Source organism: Burkholderia sp. USMB20, assembly GCF_000949135.2.
Taxonomy (GTDB): domain Bacteria; phylum Pseudomonadota; class Gammaproteobacteria; order Burkholderiales; family Burkholderiaceae; genus Burkholderia.
The window spans coordinates 353,796-373,343 of sequence record NZ_JTAN02000010.1 but is presented as its reverse complement, the minus strand read 5'-3'; the positions used below and the strand labels follow the sequence as shown (position 1 = coordinate 373,343).

At 68.3% G+C, this 19,548-nt stretch carries 18 protein-coding genes; 3 read left to right on the top strand and 15 right to left on the bottom strand.

What is annotated here, in order from left to right; translation table 11 throughout:
• Positions 1–55 precede the first annotated feature (55 nt).
• From PL79_RS12930 to PL79_RS12905, 5 genes are all read right to left on the bottom strand, one after another.
• On the bottom strand, positions 56–958 hold the full coding sequence (locus PL79_RS12930; protein ID WP_044847075.1) for a LysR substrate-binding domain-containing protein: 903 nt from the start codon (positions 956–958) through the stop codon (positions 56–58).
• A 325-nt stretch (positions 959–1,283) separates the two neighbouring features.
• The gene (locus tag PL79_RS12920) at positions 1,284–2,195 is read right to left on the bottom strand and encodes an NAD-dependent epimerase/dehydratase family protein (RefSeq protein ID WP_044847074.1); all 912 of its coding nucleotides are present in this window, start codon (positions 2,193–2,195) and stop codon (positions 1,284–1,286) included.
• A 249-nt stretch (positions 2,196–2,444) separates the two neighbouring features.
• Positions 2,445–3,614, bottom strand: a complete 1,170-nt coding sequence (gene ampC / locus PL79_RS12915; protein ID WP_044847073.1) for a class C beta-lactamase — start codon at positions 3,612–3,614, stop codon at positions 2,445–2,447.
• Positions 3,615–3,799: 185 nt separating this feature from the next.
• The gene (locus tag PL79_RS12910) at positions 3,800–4,612 is read right to left on the bottom strand and encodes an alpha/beta fold hydrolase (protein ID WP_044847072.1); all 813 of its coding nucleotides are present in this window, start codon (positions 4,610–4,612) and stop codon (positions 3,800–3,802) included.
• A 107-nt stretch (positions 4,613–4,719) separates the two neighbouring features.
• Positions 4,720–5,151: a hypothetical protein gene (locus PL79_RS12905; protein WP_044847071.1), complete on the bottom strand. Its 432-nt coding sequence runs from the start codon at positions 5,149–5,151 to the stop codon at positions 4,720–4,722.
• Between the two features lie 398 nt (positions 5,152–5,549).
• On the opposite strand from PL79_RS12905, the gene PL79_RS36885 reads away from it, so the two are divergent.
• Both PL79_RS36885 and PL79_RS12895 read left to right on the top strand, forming a co-directional pair.
• On the top strand, positions 5,550–5,684 hold the full coding sequence (locus PL79_RS36885) for a hypothetical protein (RefSeq protein ID WP_006750603.1): 135 nt from the start codon (positions 5,550–5,552) through the stop codon (positions 5,682–5,684).
• A 150-nt stretch (positions 5,685–5,834) separates the two neighbouring features.
• A complete protein-coding gene (locus tag PL79_RS12895; protein ID WP_135801046.1) occupies positions 5,835–6,593 on the top strand; it encodes a hypothetical protein in 759 nt (252 codons plus the stop codon).
• Positions 6,594–6,763: 170 nt separating this feature from the next.
• Here the strand turns inward: PL79_RS12895 and PL79_RS12890 are convergent, their stop codons facing one another.
• The 8 genes from PL79_RS12890 to PL79_RS12855 all read right to left on the bottom strand — a co-directional run bounded on the left by PL79_RS12890 (position 6,764) and on the right by PL79_RS12855 (position 15,526).
• Entirely contained in the window at positions 6,764–7,951 is a 1,188-nt protein-coding gene (locus PL79_RS12890) for a beta-propeller fold lactonase family protein (RefSeq protein WP_044847069.1), read from the bottom strand.
• Positions 7,952–8,071: 120 nt separating this feature from the next.
• Positions 8,072–9,574 carry a M81 family metallopeptidase gene (locus PL79_RS12885; RefSeq protein ID WP_044847068.1) on the bottom strand — a complete coding sequence of 501 codons (1,503 nt, stop codon included), beginning with the start codon at positions 9,572–9,574 and terminating at the stop codon, positions 8,072–8,074.
• Positions 9,571–10,851, bottom strand: a complete 1,281-nt coding sequence (locus PL79_RS12880; RefSeq protein ID WP_044847067.1) for a Zn-dependent hydrolase — start codon at positions 10,849–10,851, stop codon at positions 9,571–9,573. Before PL79_RS12880 ends, PL79_RS12885 begins: the two co-directional genes overlap by 4 nt.
• 34 nt (positions 10,852–10,885) lie before the next feature.
• The gene (locus PL79_RS12875) at positions 10,886–11,587 is read right to left on the bottom strand and encodes an ABC transporter ATP-binding protein (RefSeq protein ID WP_044847066.1); all 702 of its coding nucleotides are present in this window, start codon (positions 11,585–11,587) and stop codon (positions 10,886–10,888) included.
• On the bottom strand, positions 11,584–12,351 hold the full coding sequence (locus PL79_RS12870; RefSeq protein ID WP_044847065.1) for an ABC transporter ATP-binding protein: 768 nt from the start codon (positions 12,349–12,351) through the stop codon (positions 11,584–11,586). Before PL79_RS12870 ends, PL79_RS12875 begins: the two co-directional genes overlap by 4 nt.
• Positions 12,348–13,391: a branched-chain amino acid ABC transporter permease gene (locus PL79_RS12865; protein WP_044847064.1), complete on the bottom strand. Its 1,044-nt coding sequence runs from the start codon at positions 13,389–13,391 to the stop codon at positions 12,348–12,350. The genes PL79_RS12870 and PL79_RS12865 overlap by 4 nt, the downstream gene beginning before the upstream one ends.
• Positions 13,388–14,248: a branched-chain amino acid ABC transporter permease gene (locus PL79_RS12860; protein ID WP_044847063.1), complete on the bottom strand. Its 861-nt coding sequence runs from the start codon at positions 14,246–14,248 to the stop codon at positions 13,388–13,390. The genes PL79_RS12865 and PL79_RS12860 overlap by 4 nt, the downstream gene beginning before the upstream one ends.
• 69 nt (positions 14,249–14,317) lie before the next feature.
• Positions 14,318–15,526 (bottom strand): ABC transporter substrate-binding protein, encoded by a 1,209-nt coding sequence (locus PL79_RS12855; protein ID WP_044847062.1) that lies wholly within the window; start codon positions 15,524–15,526, stop codon positions 14,318–14,320.
• A gap of 233 nt (positions 15,527–15,759) precedes the next feature.
• On the opposite strand from PL79_RS12855, the gene PL79_RS12850 reads away from it, so the two are divergent.
• Positions 15,760–16,614, top strand: coding sequence for a FadR/GntR family transcriptional regulator (locus PL79_RS12850; RefSeq protein ID WP_044847177.1), 855 nt, complete (start codon positions 15,760–15,762; stop codon positions 16,612–16,614).
• A gap of 67 nt (positions 16,615–16,681) precedes the next feature.
• Here the strand turns inward: PL79_RS12850 and PL79_RS12845 are convergent, their stop codons facing one another.
• Both PL79_RS12845 and PL79_RS12840 read right to left on the bottom strand, forming a co-directional pair.
• Positions 16,682–18,106 carry an aldehyde dehydrogenase family protein gene (locus PL79_RS12845; RefSeq protein ID WP_135801045.1) on the bottom strand — a complete coding sequence of 475 codons (1,425 nt, stop codon included), beginning with the start codon at positions 18,104–18,106 and terminating at the stop codon, positions 16,682–16,684.
• Positions 18,107–18,142: 36 nt separating this feature from the next.
• Positions 18,143–19,540: an aspartate aminotransferase family protein gene (locus tag PL79_RS12840; RefSeq protein ID WP_044849289.1), complete on the bottom strand. Its 1,398-nt coding sequence runs from the start codon at positions 19,538–19,540 to the stop codon at positions 18,143–18,145.
• Positions 19,541–19,548: the final 8 nt, after the last annotated feature.

Below are 19,548 nucleotides of genomic sequence, written 5' to 3'. Positions count from 1 at the left end.
TATCGATCGAACACGTCGCCCTTCGCACGAGACGAGCGGCGGTTTGCGCGCCCCTTCAGTCGATATCGCCGCCTTCCTTCAGCTGTGCGCTCAAGTAGTCCAGAAAACTGACGATGCGCGACGACAGCGTCGCGTTGCGATAGTAGACCGCATGAATCGGCTGGCGAAATTCGGTCGTGTCGTCGACCAGCACCTCGACGAGGCTGCCATCGCGGCGATGGGTGCCCGTCATGTAGTCGGCGAGGCACACGATGCCCGCGCCATTCAGCGCGAGCGTCAGCAGCGTCTCGCCGCTCGACGCCTGCAGCGCGGGATAGATCCGGTATACGTCGCCGTCCGCGGTACGCAGCGGCCAGTGGTTCAGCGTTTCGGGCTGCACGAAGCCGAGCAGCGTATGGTCCGCGAGATCGGCCACGCGCGTCGGCACGCCGGACTTCTCCAGATACGCGGGGCTCGCGAGAATGCGCAGCCGGCTGCTGCCGAGCTTGCGCGCATGCAGCGTCGAATCGCGCAGCTCGCCGATCCGGATCGCGACGTCGGTGCGCTGTTCGAGCAGGTCGATGATTTCGTCGCTGGTATGCAGTTCGGCCGCGATCGCCGGAAACGCTTCGCGAAAGCCCGGCATCATCGGCGCGATCACGTGCTGCATGAACGGCATCGCCGCGTTGATGCGCAACCGCCCGGCCGGCTTCTCGCGCTGGCTGGCGAGCTGTTCCTCGGCGAATTCGACCGACGCGATGATCTCGCGCGCGTATTCGAGGAACAGCGTGCCCTCTTCCGTCACTTCGAGCCGGCGCGTCGTGCGGCGAATCAGCGTCGTGTCGAGCTTTTCCTCGAGACGCCGCAGGATCCGGCTCATCACCGACGTCGGCTGGTGGAGCTTGTCCGCCGCCCCCGTCAACGAGCCGGTATCGGCGATGGTCACGAATGCGAGCATCTCGTCGAGGGTGGTCTTCATGGTCGGGAATCGGTGACGGTTTCAGAATCGTCACGATAGTGCCGCAGCGCCCGTTTGATAAGCGGGAGCCGGCGCGAATCATAGTTGATTCAGATTCAAGAATGCGCGGCTAATATTGTCCGATCAATGCGATCGCAGGCCGGGGGGCGCACGCGCCCGGGAGGGCGCGTGTTGCGTGTTGCGTGTTGCGTGTTGCGTGTTGCGTGTTGCGTGCTGCGTGCTGCGTGCTGCGTGCTGCGTGCTGCGTGCTGCGTGTTGCGTGCTGCGTGCTGCGTGCTGCGTGCTGCGTGCTGCGTGCTGCGTGCTGCGAAGCAATTCTGCGTCGTCAGGCCGCGATCGGCATGTCGTGGCGGATCCAGTCCTGCATCGCGCCGTGCCGCGGCGTCCAGCCGAGTTCCTGCCGCGCGCGCACGGCTTTCACGCGGCTGTTCGACGCCAGCGAGAAATGCGCGCGCGAGTGGCCGAGCACCTGCTCGGCCTCGGCGATGTCCCACTCGACGACCGACGGCAAACCGAGACGCGCGGCGAGCGCCGCGCCGATGTCCGCGAACGACGCTTCGCCGTTCTCCGCGAAATACAGCGCGCCTGGCGCCGCGTGCCGCATCGCGCGCACGTAGAGATCGGCGACGTCCTCGACGTGCACGTTCGACCAGCGATTTAGCCCCTTGCCGATCACGCGGACCGCGCCGGCCTCGCGCGCAATGCTCGCGAGCAGCGGCAGTTGCGCGCTGTCGCGCCGGATGCCGAGCCCGTCGCCGTAGATCATGCTGTTGCAGATCACGGCCGAACGAATGCCGAGCATCGCCGCCGACATCACCAGCTGATCGATCGCGCGGCGCTCGGGCTTGGCCGGCGCGACGACCGGCGTCGCTTCGTCGAACACCGGTGCGTCGCCGTGCGCGCCTTGCGCGTCGTCGGCGATCACGCTGGTGCCGCTCGTATGCAGGAACGTCTTGCCCGAACCGCTCAGCGCCGCGATGATCGTCTCGACGGACGCGCGGTGATCGCTGCTCGCCGCGTTGATCACGCAGTCCGCATCGCTCGCGAACGCATGCAGCAGCGCCGTGTCGTCGAGCGTGCCGACGACCGGCATGATGCCGGCCGCCGCGAGCGTCGCGGCCTTCTCGCCGTCGCGCGCCAGCCCGGTGACGACATGCCCTTCCGATACCAGCCGTGCGGCCACCGAGCCGCCGATGTAGCCGGCCGCGCCCGTCACGAATACCTTGATGCCCTTCATCCACCGCTCCGATGGCGAGGCCGCGAAACTGCCCGCGCCTCGCGGAAATGAGTCGGCCCGCGCGCACCGGTGTTCGGATGGGCGCGGGCCGTCGATGCCGACCGTGCGGCGCGTCGAACCTGCGCAACGCGGCCTGTCGCGTCAGTATCGATGCCGCGCGCGCGCGGCGAAAGAGGCTGATCGTGAAAAGAGTTTTGATCCGGGCGGGAAGATCGGCGGCGGCGCCGCCTCAGTGCCGGATCCTCCAGGCTACGGCTTGCCGCCCAGCGACTCGACGATCCGGTACGCAGTCTTCACACGATCCTCGATCGGGAAGCTGCGATTCGCGAGCATCACGATCGCGAGCCGCTTCGCGGGCACGAACGCGACATAGGTACTGAAGCCGTTGGTCGACCCCGTCTTGTTGATCCACGCGTCCGGGCGCGGTGCGAGCGGCGGCTTGAGTTCGGTCGCGGGCGTCGCGTCGTGGAGCATCGGCGGCGCATTCCCCGCGAGCAGCGTCGGCAATGCGACCGGATACGGATACTGTTCCCAGATCAGGTCCTGCGTGAACGGCCCCGCGCGAAAATAACCGGTGTGCGTGCGTTCGAGCGCACGCTGCAGCCGCGGCGCCGTTTCGACGAGCCCCATGTTCGCCTGCACGAAGCGCAACAGGTCGGCCGCCGTCGTCCTGACGCCGTACGCCGGCTGCCACAGCATGCCTCCCGTCATCCGGATCGGCTTGCCGTCCTGCGTATAACCCTGCGCATAGTCGGCCTGCCGCGCGGCGGGCACGTTGATGTAGGTGTGCGTCATCCCGAGCGCGGGAAACAGCCGCTGTTCCATCAGCCCCGCGAAGTCGCGATTCATCGCCTTCGCGGTGAGCTGCCCGAGCATGCCGATCGCGACGTTCGAATAGGTGCGGCGCGTGCCCGGCGCGTACGCGGGACGCCACGCGTCGAGATAGCGCATCAGGCCCGCGTCGTCGCGGATGCTGTCGGGCACCTGCAGCGGCATCCCGCCGGGCGTGTGCGTGCCAAGCTCGAGCAGCGTCACGCGGCCGAACGGCTTGCCCCGCAGCGCGGGCAGATACTTGCCGGCCGGATCCGTGAGCGACAGCTCGCCGCTTTCCTGCGCGTCGGATGCGAGCGTCGCGGTCAGCGTCTTGCTGACGGAGCCGATCTCGAACAGCGTGTCGCCGGTCACCGGCTGGCCGGTTTGCGTCGACATCACGCCGTAGTCGAACACATAAGGCTTGCCGTCGGCGACGATGCCGATCGCCATGCCGGGAATGGCGAACTGCTTCATCAGCGGTGCGACGTGGCGGGTTACGGTGTCGTGAATCTCGTCCTGCGTGGCGGCGGCCGCGCGGCCGGCCGTGGCGGCGGCGCATGCGGCGACGAACAGGGTCGCGGCGATGCGGATCGCGTTGAATCGCATGGGTGCGGTTCCTTCGATTTTCAGATGGTTGCATGAACAACGGATTCGGCCGCGCCGCGCGGACGCCGCGCCAGCCGTCCCGTCGAAGCAGGACTATCCGCTGCCGGCCGCCAACCGACAATCGACGATATGTTGCGCGAGCCTAAAGAAAATCTTATGCGGCGCGTGAACCGGTCCCGCGCATGTCAGTCCGGCAAGCGGTCGAGAAACGCCAGCATCGCGGCATTGAAGCGCGCCGGCCGCTGCAGCGGCGCGAAGTGGCTCACGCCCGGCAGGATCGTCAGCGTTGCGCCCGGAATCGTGCGCGCAAGATACGCTGCATGGTCGGGGCGGATGAACTCGTCGTGCTCGCCCTGCACGATCGCGACCGGCACGGCGACCGCCGCGAGGTCGGCCGCGCGGTAATCCGGTTGCGTGCGCATCATTTCGCTGACGGCGGCAACGAACGCGTCGAAACGGTCCGGCGTCGCGGACAGCCGCACGTAGTCCTTGCGGTGCCGCGCGAAGCAGCGGTCGATCAGCGGGCTCGGCACCATCTCCTTCGTGCCGCCCGGATCCATGTTGCACGCGAAGAAGAACACGCCCGCCGCACGCGCCGGCGCGCGGGCGGCCAGCACGAGCGACACGCACGCGCCATCGCTCCAGCCGACGAAGCGTGCGCGCCCGATGCGCAGCGCATCGAGCACCGCCAGCACGTCGGAGGCCATGCGTTCGTAGGAATAGGGGCGATCGTCACGCGTGCTGCGGCCGTGGCCGCGGCTGTCGATCACGATCGCGCGGTAGCCGGCCGCGAGCAGCGCCGGCACCTGGTTGCCCCAGTTGCCGCCGTGGCCGAGGCCGCCGTGCAGCAGCACGACGGGCGGGCCCTGGCCGAACGACGCGTGCCAGATGCGCGCGCCGTCGTGGTCCAGCCATCCTTCGGCGTCGGCCGCCGGCAGCGGCGCGCCGCCTTGCGCGTCGAAGCGGACGAGGTCGTCGTCGGCGAATTCCGCGTTCATCGTTCTGCCGTCCTTGCGAGGGAGACGAGCTTGCGATTGTAATGCGCGCGACGGCGTGCCGCGACGCGTCCACGCGCTGCGGTGCGCGACGGCGCGGCGCCGTGCCCTCAGGCCTGCGTCGACACCAGCGCGCCGGACGTCGAGCCACCCGACTTCTGGATCGCCTGCGCAAGCTGCGCGATCGCCGTCGACAGCGCGGCGGAGATCGTGCTGGCTTCCGCGCCCAGCGTCTGCTGCTCGAGTGCCGCCGCCGGATCGTGCTTCGCGCGCTGCGCGGCCGCCGCCATCTGCTGCTGCAGTTGCGCAAGCTGTTTCTGCAAGCGCTCGATGAGTTGCTTCAACTGCTTGACCGCGGGATCCTCGGCCGAGGATCCCGACGCGCCCGGCGTCTGCCCTGCGCCGTCCGACTGCGCGGCACCGCCCGCCTGCGACGACGCGGCGGACGTCGCCGTCGACGCGGCACCGGTGCCGAACGGATCGGCGGTCGCGTTGCCGGCGGCTGGCGAGGTCTGCGCGGCGGAAGAAGGGTCGATCTGCAACGTGTCGGTCCGTAGTGAGTGTGCGACTCGGGTCGGTTGAACAGGGGATACCTTGCAACCGGTTTACGGTATTCGTCGGATGAAACTTGAGCCCCGCCTTTCCAGCTGCCCTGAGATGCCCAGAGATGCCCGCGCCGTGCGCGTACCGCCGATCGTCGCGAAGGGGCCAGATTGGCCGGCCGTCGACGCTGGTAAAATCGCCGGCTGGCCTGCTGCCGCAGCACACCGGCTGCTTCCGGCAAGGCCTCGCGGGCTGCCCCGCGTCGGCGCCCGTCCGGTCGGGCCCGATACGCGATGCCGTCCGGCGCCGTCGCAACGCGAGCCCCGCGCCCGCATCGACATGCGACGCGCCGACTTCGGCACGCTCCCCCTTCATCACGCATTTCGAGGAATTCACGATGGCCCGCATCGGCGCCTTCTGCCTGACCACGTGGCTCGCGGCCGCGATTCTCTATTTCGGCCAGCATTCGGTCGCGATGATTGCGCTCAGCGGCGTGGTTGTGTTCGGCGGATTCGACCTGCTGCGTCCGTAACGACGGCGGCGCGCACGGCAGCGGCGGACGCGCTTCGCCGCCGCATTGAAAAACGCCGACCGGCGGGCCGCGACGCAGGGTAAGATGCGGGTCGGAGTCGTCATTCTCGCGCAGCACGAACAGGGCACCGCCCACGCAGGCCGTCCGATCATGAAACAAGGCATTTTCGTCGCCACGCCCGCCTACGGCGGCATGTGTTACCTGCCCTACGTGAACGGGCTGCTGGAGCTCCAGCATGCGTGCCTGAGCACCGGCCTCGCGTTCGAATACTTCTACCTGAGCGGCACCGCACTGTTGCATCAGCAACGAAACGTCGCGGTCGAGCGCTTCCTGCACAGCGGCCTGTCGCACATGATGTTCATCGATGCGGACATCGGCTTTCGCGGCAGCGACGTGATCCGGATGTTCGAACAGCAGCACGACGTGATGCTCGGGCTGTATCCGTCCAAGAGCATAAACTGGGCGGCGGTCGCCGAGGCCGCGCGCTCGGATCCGTCGGCGCCGCCCGAGCGGCTCGCGCTGTTCAGCGCCGATTACAGCCAGACCGCGTATGCGGTGGACGGTGCACAGTCCCGGATCCAGCTCGATTCGGTTTCCGAAATCCACTCGGGCGGCGCCGGCCTGATGATGATCGCGCGCCCCGTGTTCGACACGATGGCGCAGGCCTATCCCGAGACGCAGGTCCAGTTTCCGCCGAGCTATCGGAACCTGTCGCCGAATTCGACCTCCATGTACGAGCATTTCGAATTCCTGAGGGAACCCGACGGGCGCTCGCTGTCGGAAGATCTGTCGTTCTGCAAGAAATGGCGGATGTGCGGCGGCAAGCTGTATGCGTGTTCGTGGTTCCAGACCGTCCACGCCGGCGTTCATCTCTATGAGGGCAACCTGCCGGCGTTGCTCGGTCAATGAGCCGCGGGCGCGAACGGCTGGCGCTGCGCAACGCGTAGCGGCGCGAGCAGTTCGGCTAGCGGATGGCGGCTGACCGTCGCCGTCGTCGCGACTTCGGGCTGCGTGCGCAGCCCGGCATCCCGGACCGGCGCGACGCACGCGTCGGCCAGCCCGTCGAACGCTTCAACCCATCACCGCGGCAACGTCCGCAGCGACGACGGCCCGCCCGACAGCGCGATGCGCTTGCCCGTATCGCGCAGTTTGCCGCCGTCCACCGCATACAGCGCGAGCTGCCGCTCGACGTTGAACTGCACGATCACGTGCCGGCTGTCGGCGGTAAACACGATGCCCTGCGCGGCTTCGCCGCCCGGCACTTCACTCGTCTGCACCGCACGGCCGTTGCGGATCTCGAACAGCACCACCTTGCCGAGCTTGTGGCGACCCGGGTTGTCGGGCGTCAGGTTCGAGCCGTCCATCGCCTGCACGGCGATCCACTTTCCGTCCGGCGAGATCGCGACGCCTTCCGGCAGCGACGGCACCGTCAGGTACTGGACCGTGCGGAACGGCGTGCGCGACACGTCGATCAGCGCGACCGAATCGGCATCGCCCGCGAGCGTGCCCGTATAGCCCGGCAGCCCCGCGAGCCCGACGTTGCTGACGACGGCCCAGCGATTGTCGCTCGACACGTCGATCGTGTAGGGCGCGACGCCCGTGCTCAGCCGCGTGCCGCTGTCGGTCACCTTGCCGTCGTCGACGTTCAGCACCGCGATGCCCTGCTCGTCGCGCAGCGACACGAGCGCATGCTTGCCGTCGTGCGTGAAACTGATCCCGGCGAGCCGCTTCTTGCCGATCTTCAGGTTGCCGTCGAGCGTCACCTGCGTTCCGTCGATCCGCAGGATCGACACGCTGCCGTCGACGTTCGCCGCCAGCGCGAGCCGGCCCGACCGATCGATCGCGATCCCCTGCGGGTGCGTGCCGAGTTCGATGCGCGTGATCGCCGGCGGCGACGCAGCGAGGTTCACGACCTGCGCAAACGTGTCGAACACGAGCTGTTTCGCGGTCTGGTCGTAGCGCGTCGGCGCGCCGACCAGCGCGAGCTTCGCGTCGGGTGCGATCGCGACGGCCTGCGGCGGGCCCTGGATGCCGTTCTCGACGTCGACCTGCAGCGCGACCTTCGGCGGAAACACGCTCGCGTCGAGCAGCGTCAGCGTGTCGGCGGGCGGCGACGCGAGATAGGTGTCGCGCCCTTCGACGCGCTGATACTTGCCGTCGTTGCCGGACACGATCCAGTCGGCCGCGTGCGCGGTGACGGTGGTGGTAGCGAGCGTCAGCGCGGCGAGCAGGCGGGCGCGACGAAGGCGAAAGCGATTCGAATGCATGGCGGTCGGTTCTCCGGATCGGTTGCGGACGCAAGGACTGGCACGACCCTGCTGCTCGACGGGTCGATGCCACCGCATGATGCACGAAAGCGCGCGAAACCGGCGTCTCGCGCCCGCCGCTCAGGTCGTGCGCACGTCCGCGCTGTCCCACCGATCGACGTCGTCGAGCGGATACACGGGTCGCGCGAGCCGCTCGTAGCGGAACAGCCCGTAGTCCGATCCAGTCACGCCGCGGCTGTCGCACTCGACGAGCGCGGCCGCGATCGGCACGAACACCGGCCGGCAGTACATCCGCGACTTCAGCAGCAGGAATCGCGCGCGGCGCGGATCGATGCCGACGCTCTCGAACACGCCGAGATCCCACGGCTCCTGCGTGCGCTCGGTGACGACCAGCGTCGCGTCGCCGATATCGAGCACCGCCGCGCGGCCCATGTATGCGCGCTGGCCCGTATACGTCGGCCCGGTAATCACGTATTCGCCGTCGGTGATCGCGCGCACGATGCCCGTCGCCCGAAACGGCGCGCGCCGCGCGCCGCCGTGCGACGGCATCCGGTTGCCGACCAGCACGGTCACGGTCGCGCCGACGCCCGCGCCGATCAGCGCCGCGACTGCATCCGGGTCGCACAGCGGCCCGCTGACGATCCCGTCGAGCCCCTGCGCGAGCGCCTCCTCCAGCAGGTCCATCGTGTCGCACGGGCCGCCCGACATGCAGTTGTCGCCGTGATCGAGCATCAGCACCGGACGGTCCGCACCGCGCGCCAGCGCCGCGGCCTGCGCGACCGATTCCGCGAGCGGCGCGCTGCGGTAGACGAACGCGTCGCGTGCGTCCCAGATCTGCCGGGCGATGCGTTCGGCCACCGCGTCGGCCGCCGCGCGGTCGCCGTCGGCGACCACGACGATGCTGATGCACGGCGCGGGAATGTCAGCGAGCGAGAAGCCGGGCAGCACCGATACAGCCAGCATCCCGTCTGCTTCGGCCGCGCGCGCGGCCTCCACCGCGCGCCGCATCGCGCCTTCGGCGCTCGCGCTGCGCAGCGTCGACGTCATCAGCGGCGGCTGCCGCCACGCGAGCACGGGCCGTGCGCGGCCGTGCAGCCGGTCGAGCAGCACACGCGCCGCGTGCTCGCCGGTTTCGTACATGTCGACGTGCGGATAGGTCTTGAAGCTGACGATCACGTCCGCGTGATCGATCATCTTCTGCGTGACGTTCGCGTGCAGGTCGAGCGCGACCGCGATCGGCGCATCGGGCAGCGCGGCGCGCACGCGCGCGAGCAGGTCGCCCTCGCCGTCCGCGCTCTGCTCGGCGACCATCGCGCCGTGCAGGTCGAGCATCACCGCGTCGCAGCCGGGCGCGGCCGCGACGATCGCGTCGCAGATCGTTGCGTACGCATCGGCTGCGACCGGCCCGCTCGGATTCGCAGCGGCCGACACCGGCGTGACGATCTCCGCGCCCTCGCGCGCGGCTGCGTCGATGAACGCCGCCATCGCGGTGCGCATCCCGTGATTCGCGCGATACGCGTCGTCGCCCCAGTCGGGGCCGTTGCGGCCGAACGCGGCGAGCGGCGTCGGCACCGGCGAGAACGTATTGGTTTCGTGGTTCATCCGGGCGATCAGGATCTTCATCGCGTGGCGCCCTCCGCCACGTCCGCCGCGCCGAGCATCGCATGCAGCAGCACGTTGCAGCCCGCTTCGAGGTGGGCGGGATCGGCGTCCTCGATTTCGTTGTGGCTGATCCCGTCCTTGCACGGCACGAAGATCATCGCGGTGGGCGCGACGCGTGCGAGATACACCGCGTCGTGACCCGCGCCACTGATCACGTTCATCGACGACAGCCCGAGCGCACCGGCGCCCGCGCGCACCCGCTCGACGAGTGCCGCGTCGAACGGCTGCGGAGCGAAATACACGACCTGCTCGACGTCGATCCGCATGTCGGCCACCGCACCCAGATCGGCGCAGGCCGCGCGCAGTTCCGCATCCATCGCCGCCAGCGTCGCATCGTCGGCCGCGCGCAAGTCGACGGTCAGCGTCACGCGGCCCGGAATCACGTTGCGCGAATTCGGATGGACGTCGACCCAGCCGACCGTGCCGCGCCCGTGCGGCGGGTGCGCACGCGCGATGCCGTTCACCGCGCGCACGAGATCGGCCGCGACCAGCAGCGCGTCGCGCCGCAGTTCCATCGGCGTGGGTCCCGCATGCGCCTCCATCCCGTGTACGGTCACGTCGTACCAGCGCTGCCCGAGCGCGCCCTCGACCACGCCGATCGTCGTGTCGTGTGCCTCCAGCACCGGCCCCTGCTCGATATGCGCTTCGAAATACGCGCCGACCGGATGCGCGCCATTCGCGTCGCCCGCATAGCCGATCGCGGCCAGCGCATCGCCCACCGATGTGCCGTCGCGATCGCGTTGCGCGAGCGCGTGGTCGAGGGTGAACGCACCCGAGAACACGCCGGAGCCCATCATCACGGGCACGAAGCGCGAGCCTTCCTCGTTGGTCCACACGGCGACCTCGAGCGGCGCACGCGTACGCACGCCCGCGTCGTCGAGCGTGCGCAGCACTTCGAGGCCGGCGAGCACGCCGTAGTTGCCGTCGAACTTGCCGCCGGTCGGCTGCGTGTCGATATGGCTGCCCGTCGTCACGGGCGGCAGGTCGTCGCGTTCGCCCGCACGTCGCGCGAAGATGTTGCCGATCGCATCGATGCGTACCGTGCAGCCGATTTCCTTCGCCCACGCGACGAACAGGTCGCGCGCCTCGCGATCGAGTTCGGTGAGCGCGAGGCGGCACACGCCTCCCTTGTCGGTCGCGCCGATTCGCGCGAGACGCATCAGGCTGTCCCACAGCCGCGCGCCGTCGACGCGCAGGCCGGACGCCGTGGCGCCCTGTGTCGAATCCAGAACTTGCATCGGTGGAATTCCTCGCAATGAACGGGCCCGGCGCTTACGCGACGCCGACACCCAGGTAACGGTCCTTCACCTCGTGATCGGCCGCGAACGCCGCGTTGCTGCCTTCGTAGACGATCACGCCCTGTTCGATCACGAAGTGGCGGTCCGCAAGCTGCGTGCACACTTCGAGGTTCTGTTCGACGAGCAGGATCGCGACGCCGGCCGCCTTGATCTGCTTCAGCTGCGCGACGATCTCCTCGACGATCACCGGTGCGAGCCCTTCGACCGGCTCGTCGAGCATCAAGAGCCGCGGGTGGTTCATCAGCGCGCGGCCGATCGCGAGCATCTGCTGCTCGCCGCCCGACAACTGCGCGCCGCCGTTGCGGCGCCGCTCCTTCAGGCGCGGGAAGATCCGGTAGATGTCGTCGAGCTGCCACGGCGAATCGCGGCGTGCGCCGAGCCGCAGGTTTTCCTCGACCGACAGCAGCCGGAAGATGCCGCGATGCTCGGGCACGAAGCACAGACCGCACGCGGCAATCCGGTGCGCGGGCTGCCCGGACACCGGCCGACCGGCGAACGTCACCGTCCCGCCGGTCGGCGCAACGACACCCGCGATCGCCTTGAGCGTGGTCGATTTGCCCGCGCCGTTGCGGCCGAGCAGCGTCACCGTCTCGCCTTCGTTCACGTTCAGCGAAATGCCCTGCAGCACGTGGCTCTTGCCGTAGCAGGCGTGAACCTCCTTCACGTCGAGCATCATGCGCGGCCTCCGGTGATCATGTTGCCGAGATACGCGCTGCGTACGCGCGCGTCGCCGCGAATCGCATCGGGCTTGCCTTCGACCAGCACGCGCCCCTGCTGCATCACCGTGATCGTGTCCGAGATGTCCATCACGATTCCCATGTTGTGTTCGATCAGCACGACCGTGTAGTCGTCGCGCAGGCCGCGGATCAGCGCCTTCATGTCGTCGAGGTCGTCGATGCCCATGCCCGACGTCGGCTCGTCGAGGAAGATCGCGCGCGGCCGCGCCGCCAGCGCCATCCCGACCTCGAGCCGACGCTGCTGGCCGTGCGACAGCACGCCGGCCGCCGTGTCGGCGAAGCGCTGCAGGCCGAGCCGCTCGAGCACCTCGTCGACGATGCCGCCATGCGCGAGTGCGCCGCGCGGCGGTGTCCACGGATTCAACGCGCGCCGCGATTCGACGCCCTGCGCGGCGACGCGCAGGTTCTCGCGCACGCTCAGGTTCGGAAACAGGCTCGTCACCTGGAACGAACGTGCGATGCCGCGCCGCACGCGCTTGTGATCGGGTTCGCGCGACACGTCGTGACCATCGAACAGGATCGAGCCCGACGTGATCGGCAGTGTGCCGGTCAGCGTATGGAACAGCGTCGTCTTGCCGGCACCGTTCGGGCCGATCACCGAATGCACGGTGCGCGGCATGATCCGCAGATCGACGCCGCCCAGCGCCGTGAACTTGCCGTAGCGCTTGACGATGCCGCGCGCTTCGAGAATCGCTTCGCTCATTGCCGCTCCCTGGCCGTAGCCTCAGTGCGATCGGCGCGCCGCAGCGATGCCGCGACGCGTTCGCCGAGTCCCCACAATCCGCGCTGCATGAACAGGCTGACCGCGATCAGCACGAGGCCGAGCAACAGCAGCCAGCGCGGCCACAGCGTCGACAGCCAATCCGCGAACAGCACGTAGAATGCCGCGCCGAGCACCGACGCGAACAGGTTGCCCGTGCCGCCGATCACCGTCATCACGAGGATCATCTCGCTCGTGTGATAGTCGATGTTCGACAGCGGCGCGATGCCCGTCATCAGCGCGTGCAGCGCCCCCGCGAGGCCCGTGACCGCGCCCGAGATCACGAACGCCGCGAGCTTGAAGCGCTGCACGTCGTAGCCGGCCGCCGCCGCGCGTGCCTCGTTGTCGCGAATCGCGAGCAGCGTCCGGCCGAACACCGAGCGCGATACGCGCAACAGCAGCCAGAACACCGCGACGAACAGCACCGCGACGAAGCCGTAGTAGCGCCACGGCGAATCGAGCGAGACGAGCGGATGCCCGAATGCGGCGAGCGCGGGGCGCGGGATGTCGAGCAGCCCGTTGTCGCCACCCGTCACATCCGGCGTCGTATACGCGAGGAAGTAGAACAGCTGCCCGAACGCGAGCGTCAGCATCACGAAGTAAGTGCCGCGCTGCCGGATCGAGAACCAGCCGACGAGCGCGGCCGCGGCGGCACCGAGCACGGCGGCCGCGACGAGCGCAACCGTCATCGACCGGATGCCGTGCGTCAGGACCAGCCCCGCCGCGTAACTGCCGAGCCCGAAGAAGATGCCCTGCCCGAACGATAGCAGCCCCGTATAGCCGAGCAGCAGATTGCAACCGAGCGCGGCGAGCGCGAACACCAGCACTTCGGTCGCGAGCGAGCCCGAGCTCAGCGCCAGCGGCAGCACGCACGCGACGGCCACCGCGAGCCAGCCCTCCGGCCGCCGCAGCGCGCCGTGCCACGGCCGCGCGCGCGGCGAGGCTGCCGCCGCGGGCGGCAGCGGTTTCGACGATTCGATCATGCAGCCCTCCCCAGCAATCCGTTCGGACGCAGCAGCAGCACGGCCGCCATCGCGACGTAGATCATCAAGCGCGCGCCTTCCGGCCACAGCGTGCTCATCAGGCTTTGCACGATGCCGACCAGCAGCCCACCGACGAGCGCCCCGAGAAAATTCCCCATCCCGCCGACGACGACCACCACGAACGCGACGCCGAGCGCCTCGATGCCCATGAACGGATCGACGCCGCGGATCGGTGCCGCGAGCACGCCGGCGAGCGCGGCGGTGGCCGCGCCGAGTGCGAATACGAGGCTGAACACGCGCGTCACGTTGATACCGAGCAGCGACACCATCTCCGTCGATTCGCTGCCCGCGCGCACCGTACTACCGAGCCGCGTGCCTTCGAGCACCCACCACAGCAGTCCGGCAAGCAAGGCCGTGAACGCGATCACGAACAGCCGGTATTTCGGGTAGACGAAGCCGCCCCAGATCACGACGCCGTTCAGCGCGTCGGGCGGCGGCACGTTGTCGCCGAGCGGGCCCCACGCGAGGATCGCGCACTCCTGCAGCACGAGCGCGAGCCCGACGGTCGCGAGGATGTGGAATTCATGCTGTTGCGCATACACGTGACGCAGCACGAGCTTCTCGACGATCCACGCGAACGCGCCGACGACGAGCGGCACGACCGCGAGCGCAACCCAGAAGTTTGCCGACCATTGCAGCGCCTGGTAGCAGAGGTACGCACCGAGCAGATAGAACGCACCGTGAGCGAAGTTCACGAAGCGCAGCAGGCCGAACACGATCGACAGGCCGACGGCGAGCAGGAAATACAGCATGCCCACGCCGATGCCGTTGACGATCTGCAGCAGATAGACGTTCATGGCTTCCGTACCGGAAAGGAGTGAAACGGACGTCCGCGGCGCGCGACGGCCGCGAACGCGAGCATCGCGTTACGCGAGCTTGCACCCCGTCTTGTCGACGGACAGGAACGATTGACCCGAGCTGACGATATCCGCGTAGTCGTCCGCGTTCTTCATCCGGCTCTTCGGCTTGCCCTTCAACAGGTAGTAGTTCTTCAGCACCTGGTGGTCGCCCTTGCGGATTTCCTCCGGGCCCGTGAGACCGTCGTACTTCATGCCTTCCATCGCCGCGACGACCTTCTTCGGATCGGCACTGCCGGCCTTCACCATCGCGTCGAGCAGGATCTTCGAGCAGATGTACGAACCCGCGAGGCTGTAGTTCGGGTTCGCCTTGAACGCGGCGTTCGCCCGCTTCACGAAGTCGCGATTCAGCGGCGAATCGATGCCGTGCCAGTACTGCGCGCCGAAATACACGCCGTCGCAGATGTCGGGGCCGAGCGCCTCGAACTGCTCGAGGCCCGACGCCCACGCAAGCAGGATCGTGCAGTTGCGCTTCATCCCGAAGCTGACGGCCTGGCGCAGCGTGTCCGACGATTGCGAGCCGAAGTTCAGGATCAGCAGTACGTCCGGTTGCGCGGCCGCCGCGTTCGTCAGGTAGCCGCTGAACTCCTTCTCGGCGAGCGAGTGGTAGCTGTTGCCGACATGCTCGATGCCCTTCTCCTTGAAGATCGCCTTCGCGGCAGACAGCAGGCCCTCGCCGAACACGTATTGCGGCGTGATCGTGTACCAGCGCTTCGCTTTCGGCAGCATCTGGAGCAACGGCCGCACCGTCTGCTCGATCGCGCCGTAAGTCGGCACCGACCAGCGGAACGTCGCATCGTTGCAGTCCTTGCCGGTCAGTTCGTCCGCGCCCGCCGTCGTGATGAACACGCCGCCCGCCTTCTGGACTTCCTTGCCCATCGCCAGCGATTCGGACGACAGGATGCCGCCCGCAAAAAAGCGGGCCCCCTTCTGCTGCGCGATCTCCTGCACGCGCCGCACGGCGGTCGCGGGCTTGCCCTCGGTGTCGAGTGCCGTATACGCGAGCGGCGCACCGAGCACCTTGCCGTATTGCCTGACGGCGAGCTGCATGCCGAGATCGGCGTACTTGCCATTGGCGGCGAACGGCCCCGACATCGGCACCGGGCAGGCAAGCTGGATGGTCGAACCCTGCGCGAACGCGGCACGGGACGACATGCTGCCGAGCGCACCCGGCACGGCCGACAGCGCGGCCAGTTTCAACAGTTCTCGGCGATTCAAGTTGACGCTCCTGATAAAGGGGGACACACGATGCGACCGACTGCCAAACCCAAACCGTATCCACGCCCTGCAGGATGCGCGTTGCCGGTTGATCCTATTTATCATGATAAATAGAATGAACCTGATGCTAGAGTTGATCAAAATTGGTGTCAATCAGGCAAAATTCCGTACCCCGCGCCCGAACGGATCGTCGACGACGATGTGGCGCGCAGTCAGACAAAGGAGTCTTGAAGATGGTCATGGACCGAGCCAGGGCGGGCCTCGCGGTCGAAATCAAGCAGCCGAAGCGGGCCGACCTCGTCGCCGAGGAAATCAAGCGGCTGATCACCGAGAAGGATCTGAAACCGGGCGACCGCCTGCCGCGCGAGGCGGAACTGCAGCAGCTGTACGCGGTGAGCAAGAGCACGATCCGCGAGGCGCTGAAGTCGCTCGAGGTGCAGGGGCTCATCAAGGTCACGACGGGGCCGTCGGGCGGCGGGATGGTCGTCGAGGTGCCGCTCGACCGCACGCTGCAACTTCTGCAGAACTACCTGTTCTTCAAGGACGTGACGATCGACGACATCTACACGGTGCGCAAGCTCCTCGAACCCGAGCTGGCGGCGGGCGCCGTGCCGCACCTGACCGAGCGCGACTTCGCGGCGCTGGAGGCGAACATCGCGTGCTGCGACGGCGCGTCGGGCGTGCACGACCGCGGCCACATGCTGCGCCAGCGGCAGGAGGACACGACGTTCCACGACATCCTCGCGGCCGCGAACCCGAACCCCTTCCTGCGCTTCAGCTGCGAGCTGATCAACGAGATGATCCGGCAGCTGATCGAGTTCAGGAACGATACGCCGCTCGCGGAGCACAAGCGCTTCGGCGAAGCGAACGTGTCGATCCACAAGGAGATCCTGCTGGCCGCGCGAGCGCGCGATGCCGAGCGCGTACGTGCGCTGATGGTCGAGCACATGACCGAGGCGCCCAAGCACGTGAAACGGATGAAAGGGAAGCTGCGCGGGCGCTTGATCCTCGACTCCGAAATCCGCAGGCGGGCCGCCGCGCCCGTTCCGGGCGCCGACGCGGCCGCGGCGGATGGCGAGGATAACTGACTGTCGGCACACGCGAAGCCGGCTCGCGGCAAAAGCCGACCGTCCGGCGACGGTCGGCCACCGCCGCTCACGCGTACCCCGTCGTGCCTTTCGTCTCCAGATATTCGACGAGGCCGAACTCCGCATACTCGCGTCCGTTGCCCGAACGCTTGTAGCCGCCGAACGGCGCGGCCGGGTTCCACGCCGGATAGTTGATGTGCACGTTGCCCACGCGCAAGCGCGCCGCGATGCGGCGGGCGCGCTCGAGATCCTTCGTCTGCACGTAGGCCGCGAGCCCGTAGACCGAATCGTTCGCGAGCGCCACGGCTTCATCCTCGGTCCGGTAGGTCAGGATCGACAGCACCGGCCCGAAGATCTCCTCGCGCGCGATCGTCATGTCCGGCGTGACATTCGAGAACACCGTCGGCTTCACGTAGAAGCCGTCGCCGAGCCCGTCCGGACGGCCGGGCCCGCCCGCGACGAGCGTCGCGCCCTCGTCGATGCCGCGCCGGATCAGCTGCTGGATGTGGTCGAACTGCGTGCGGCTGACGACCGGCCCGATGCCCGTTTCCAGCGAACGCGGATCGCCGACGACGGTGCGCGCAGCCTCATCGCGCGCCGCCGCCTCGGCCGCGGCCAGCTGATCGACGTGCACGAACATCCGCGTCGGCGCGTTGCACGACTGCCCGCTGTTGCTGAAGCAGCTGCGCGCGCCGCGCGTGACGGCGTCTTCGATGTCGGCATCGGGCAGGATCAGGTTCGGACTCTTGCTGCCGAGTTCCTGGTGCACGCGCTTCACGGTATCGGCCGCGGCCTTCGCGACTTCGACACCGGCACGCGTCGAGCCCGTAAACGACACCATGTCGACGTCCGGATGCCGCGACAGCGCATCGCCGACCTCATGCCCGTAGCCGTGCACGAGGTTGAACACGCCCGGCGGCACGCCGGCTTCGTGCAGGATCTCCGCGAACAGGATCGCGCTGAACGGCGCGATCTCGCTCGGCTTGAGCACCATCGTGCAGCCCGCCGCGAGCGCCGGCGCGACCTTGCAGACGATCTGGTTGATCGGCCAGTTCCACGGCGTGATCAGCGCGCACACGCCGATCGGCTCGTGCGACACCAGCAGCGCATCGGTCTGCGTGCTGAACCGGAACGACTGCAGCGCGCGGATCGTCTGTTCGAGATGCGCGGTGCCGACCGCGGCCTGCATCGCGCGCGCGAACGCGATCGGCGCGCCCATCTCCTGGCTGATCGTGCGCGCGACTTCGTCGTAGCGGCGCCGGTAGATCTCGAGCACGCGCTGCAGCAGCGCGACGCGCGCGTCGACCGTCCAGCGCGAATACGCGTCGAATGCCCGCTTCGCCGCGCCGACCGCGCGGTCGACGTCGGCCGGCCCGCCGATCGCGAGCCGCGCATACGGCTTCGCGGTGGCCGGATCGATCACGTCGATCGCGCGCGCATCGGCCGGATCGCACCACTGTCCGGCGATATAGCTCTGTTGTGAGGTTCGCATCGAAGGCTCCTGGAATGACGAACGGTGCTGCCGCGCTCAGCGCGTCGCACGCACATAAGTGTCGGCGAGAATGTCGCGGATCTTGGCGACGAACCACACGATCTCGTCGCGCGACATCACGAGCGGCGGCGAGAACTGCACGATCGGCGTGCCTTCGTGATCGACGCCCGCGCGGCACAACAGCCCGGCTTCGAAGATCGCGGGCGCGAGCAGCGTCGACACGAACGTCTGCGCGCTGATGCCGGCCGCCCAGCGGCGCGTGGCCTTGTCGGTCACGAGTTCGAGCGAGTAGTGGTAGCCGTCGCCGCGCACGTCGCCGACACACGGCAGCTCGAGCAGGCCGTCGAGCGTCTCGCGGAACACCGCTTCGTTGGCGCGGACGTTCGCGAGCACGCCTTCGCGCTCCATGATCGCGAGGTTCGCGAGCGCTGCCGTGCACGCGACCGGATGGCCGCCGTAGGTCGCGCCGTGCAGGAACATCTGCTGCGGGCCGGCGAGCACCGTGTCGACCACCGTGTCGCTCGCGATCACGCCTCCGAGCGGCACGTAGCCCGACGCGATCCCCTTCGCGAACGTGATGAGGTCCGGCTTCAGCCCGTAACGCGTCGACCCGAAATATTCGCCGAGCCGGCCGAACCCGCAGATCACTTCGTCGGCCACGAGCAGCACGCCGTGCCGGTCGCACAGCGCGCGCAGCCCCTGCGCATAACCGGCCGGCGGCGTCAGGCTGCCGCCCGCGTTCTGCAGCGGCTCGACGACGAGCGCAGCGACGGTGTCCGGCCCTTCCTGGACGATCAGCGCTTCGATCTCGTCGAGCAGATGGCGCGTGAACTGCGCCTCCGTCTCGCCTTCCGGTCGCCCGTAGCGCTTCGTATTGCTCACGTGCCGCACGCCCGCCATCAGCGGCTCGAAATGCTTGCGAAAGTTGGTCATCCCGTTCAGCGCGAGCGCGCCGAACGACGTGCCGTGATACGCGACGCGCCGCGCGATGAACTTGCGCCGCTGCGGCTCGCCGCGCGCCTGGTGATACTGGCGCACCAGCTTGATCGCCGATTCGTTCGACTCCGAGCCGCTCGACGTGAAGAACACGCGATTCAGGCCGTCCGGCGCGAGCGCCGCGAGCTTGTGCGCGAGGCGGATCGCCGGTTCGTGGCCGTAGCCCCAGTTGGTCGCGAACGGCAGCCGCACCATCTGCTCGCGGATCGCGTCGCCGATCTCCGCGCCGTGGCTGTAGCCGACCTGCACGCAGTACAGCCCGGCGAGCCCGTCGAAGTAGCGCTTGCCGTTGCGATCGACGAGCCAGCAGCCTTCGCCGCGGTCGAACACCGTCAGCGCGTGGTCGCGATACGCATCGGCGTGCGTGAAGTGCATCAGCAGATGGCGCTTGCCGAGCGCCTGCAGGTCCGCATCGAGATTGACGTCAATACCGTTCATGGGTCATT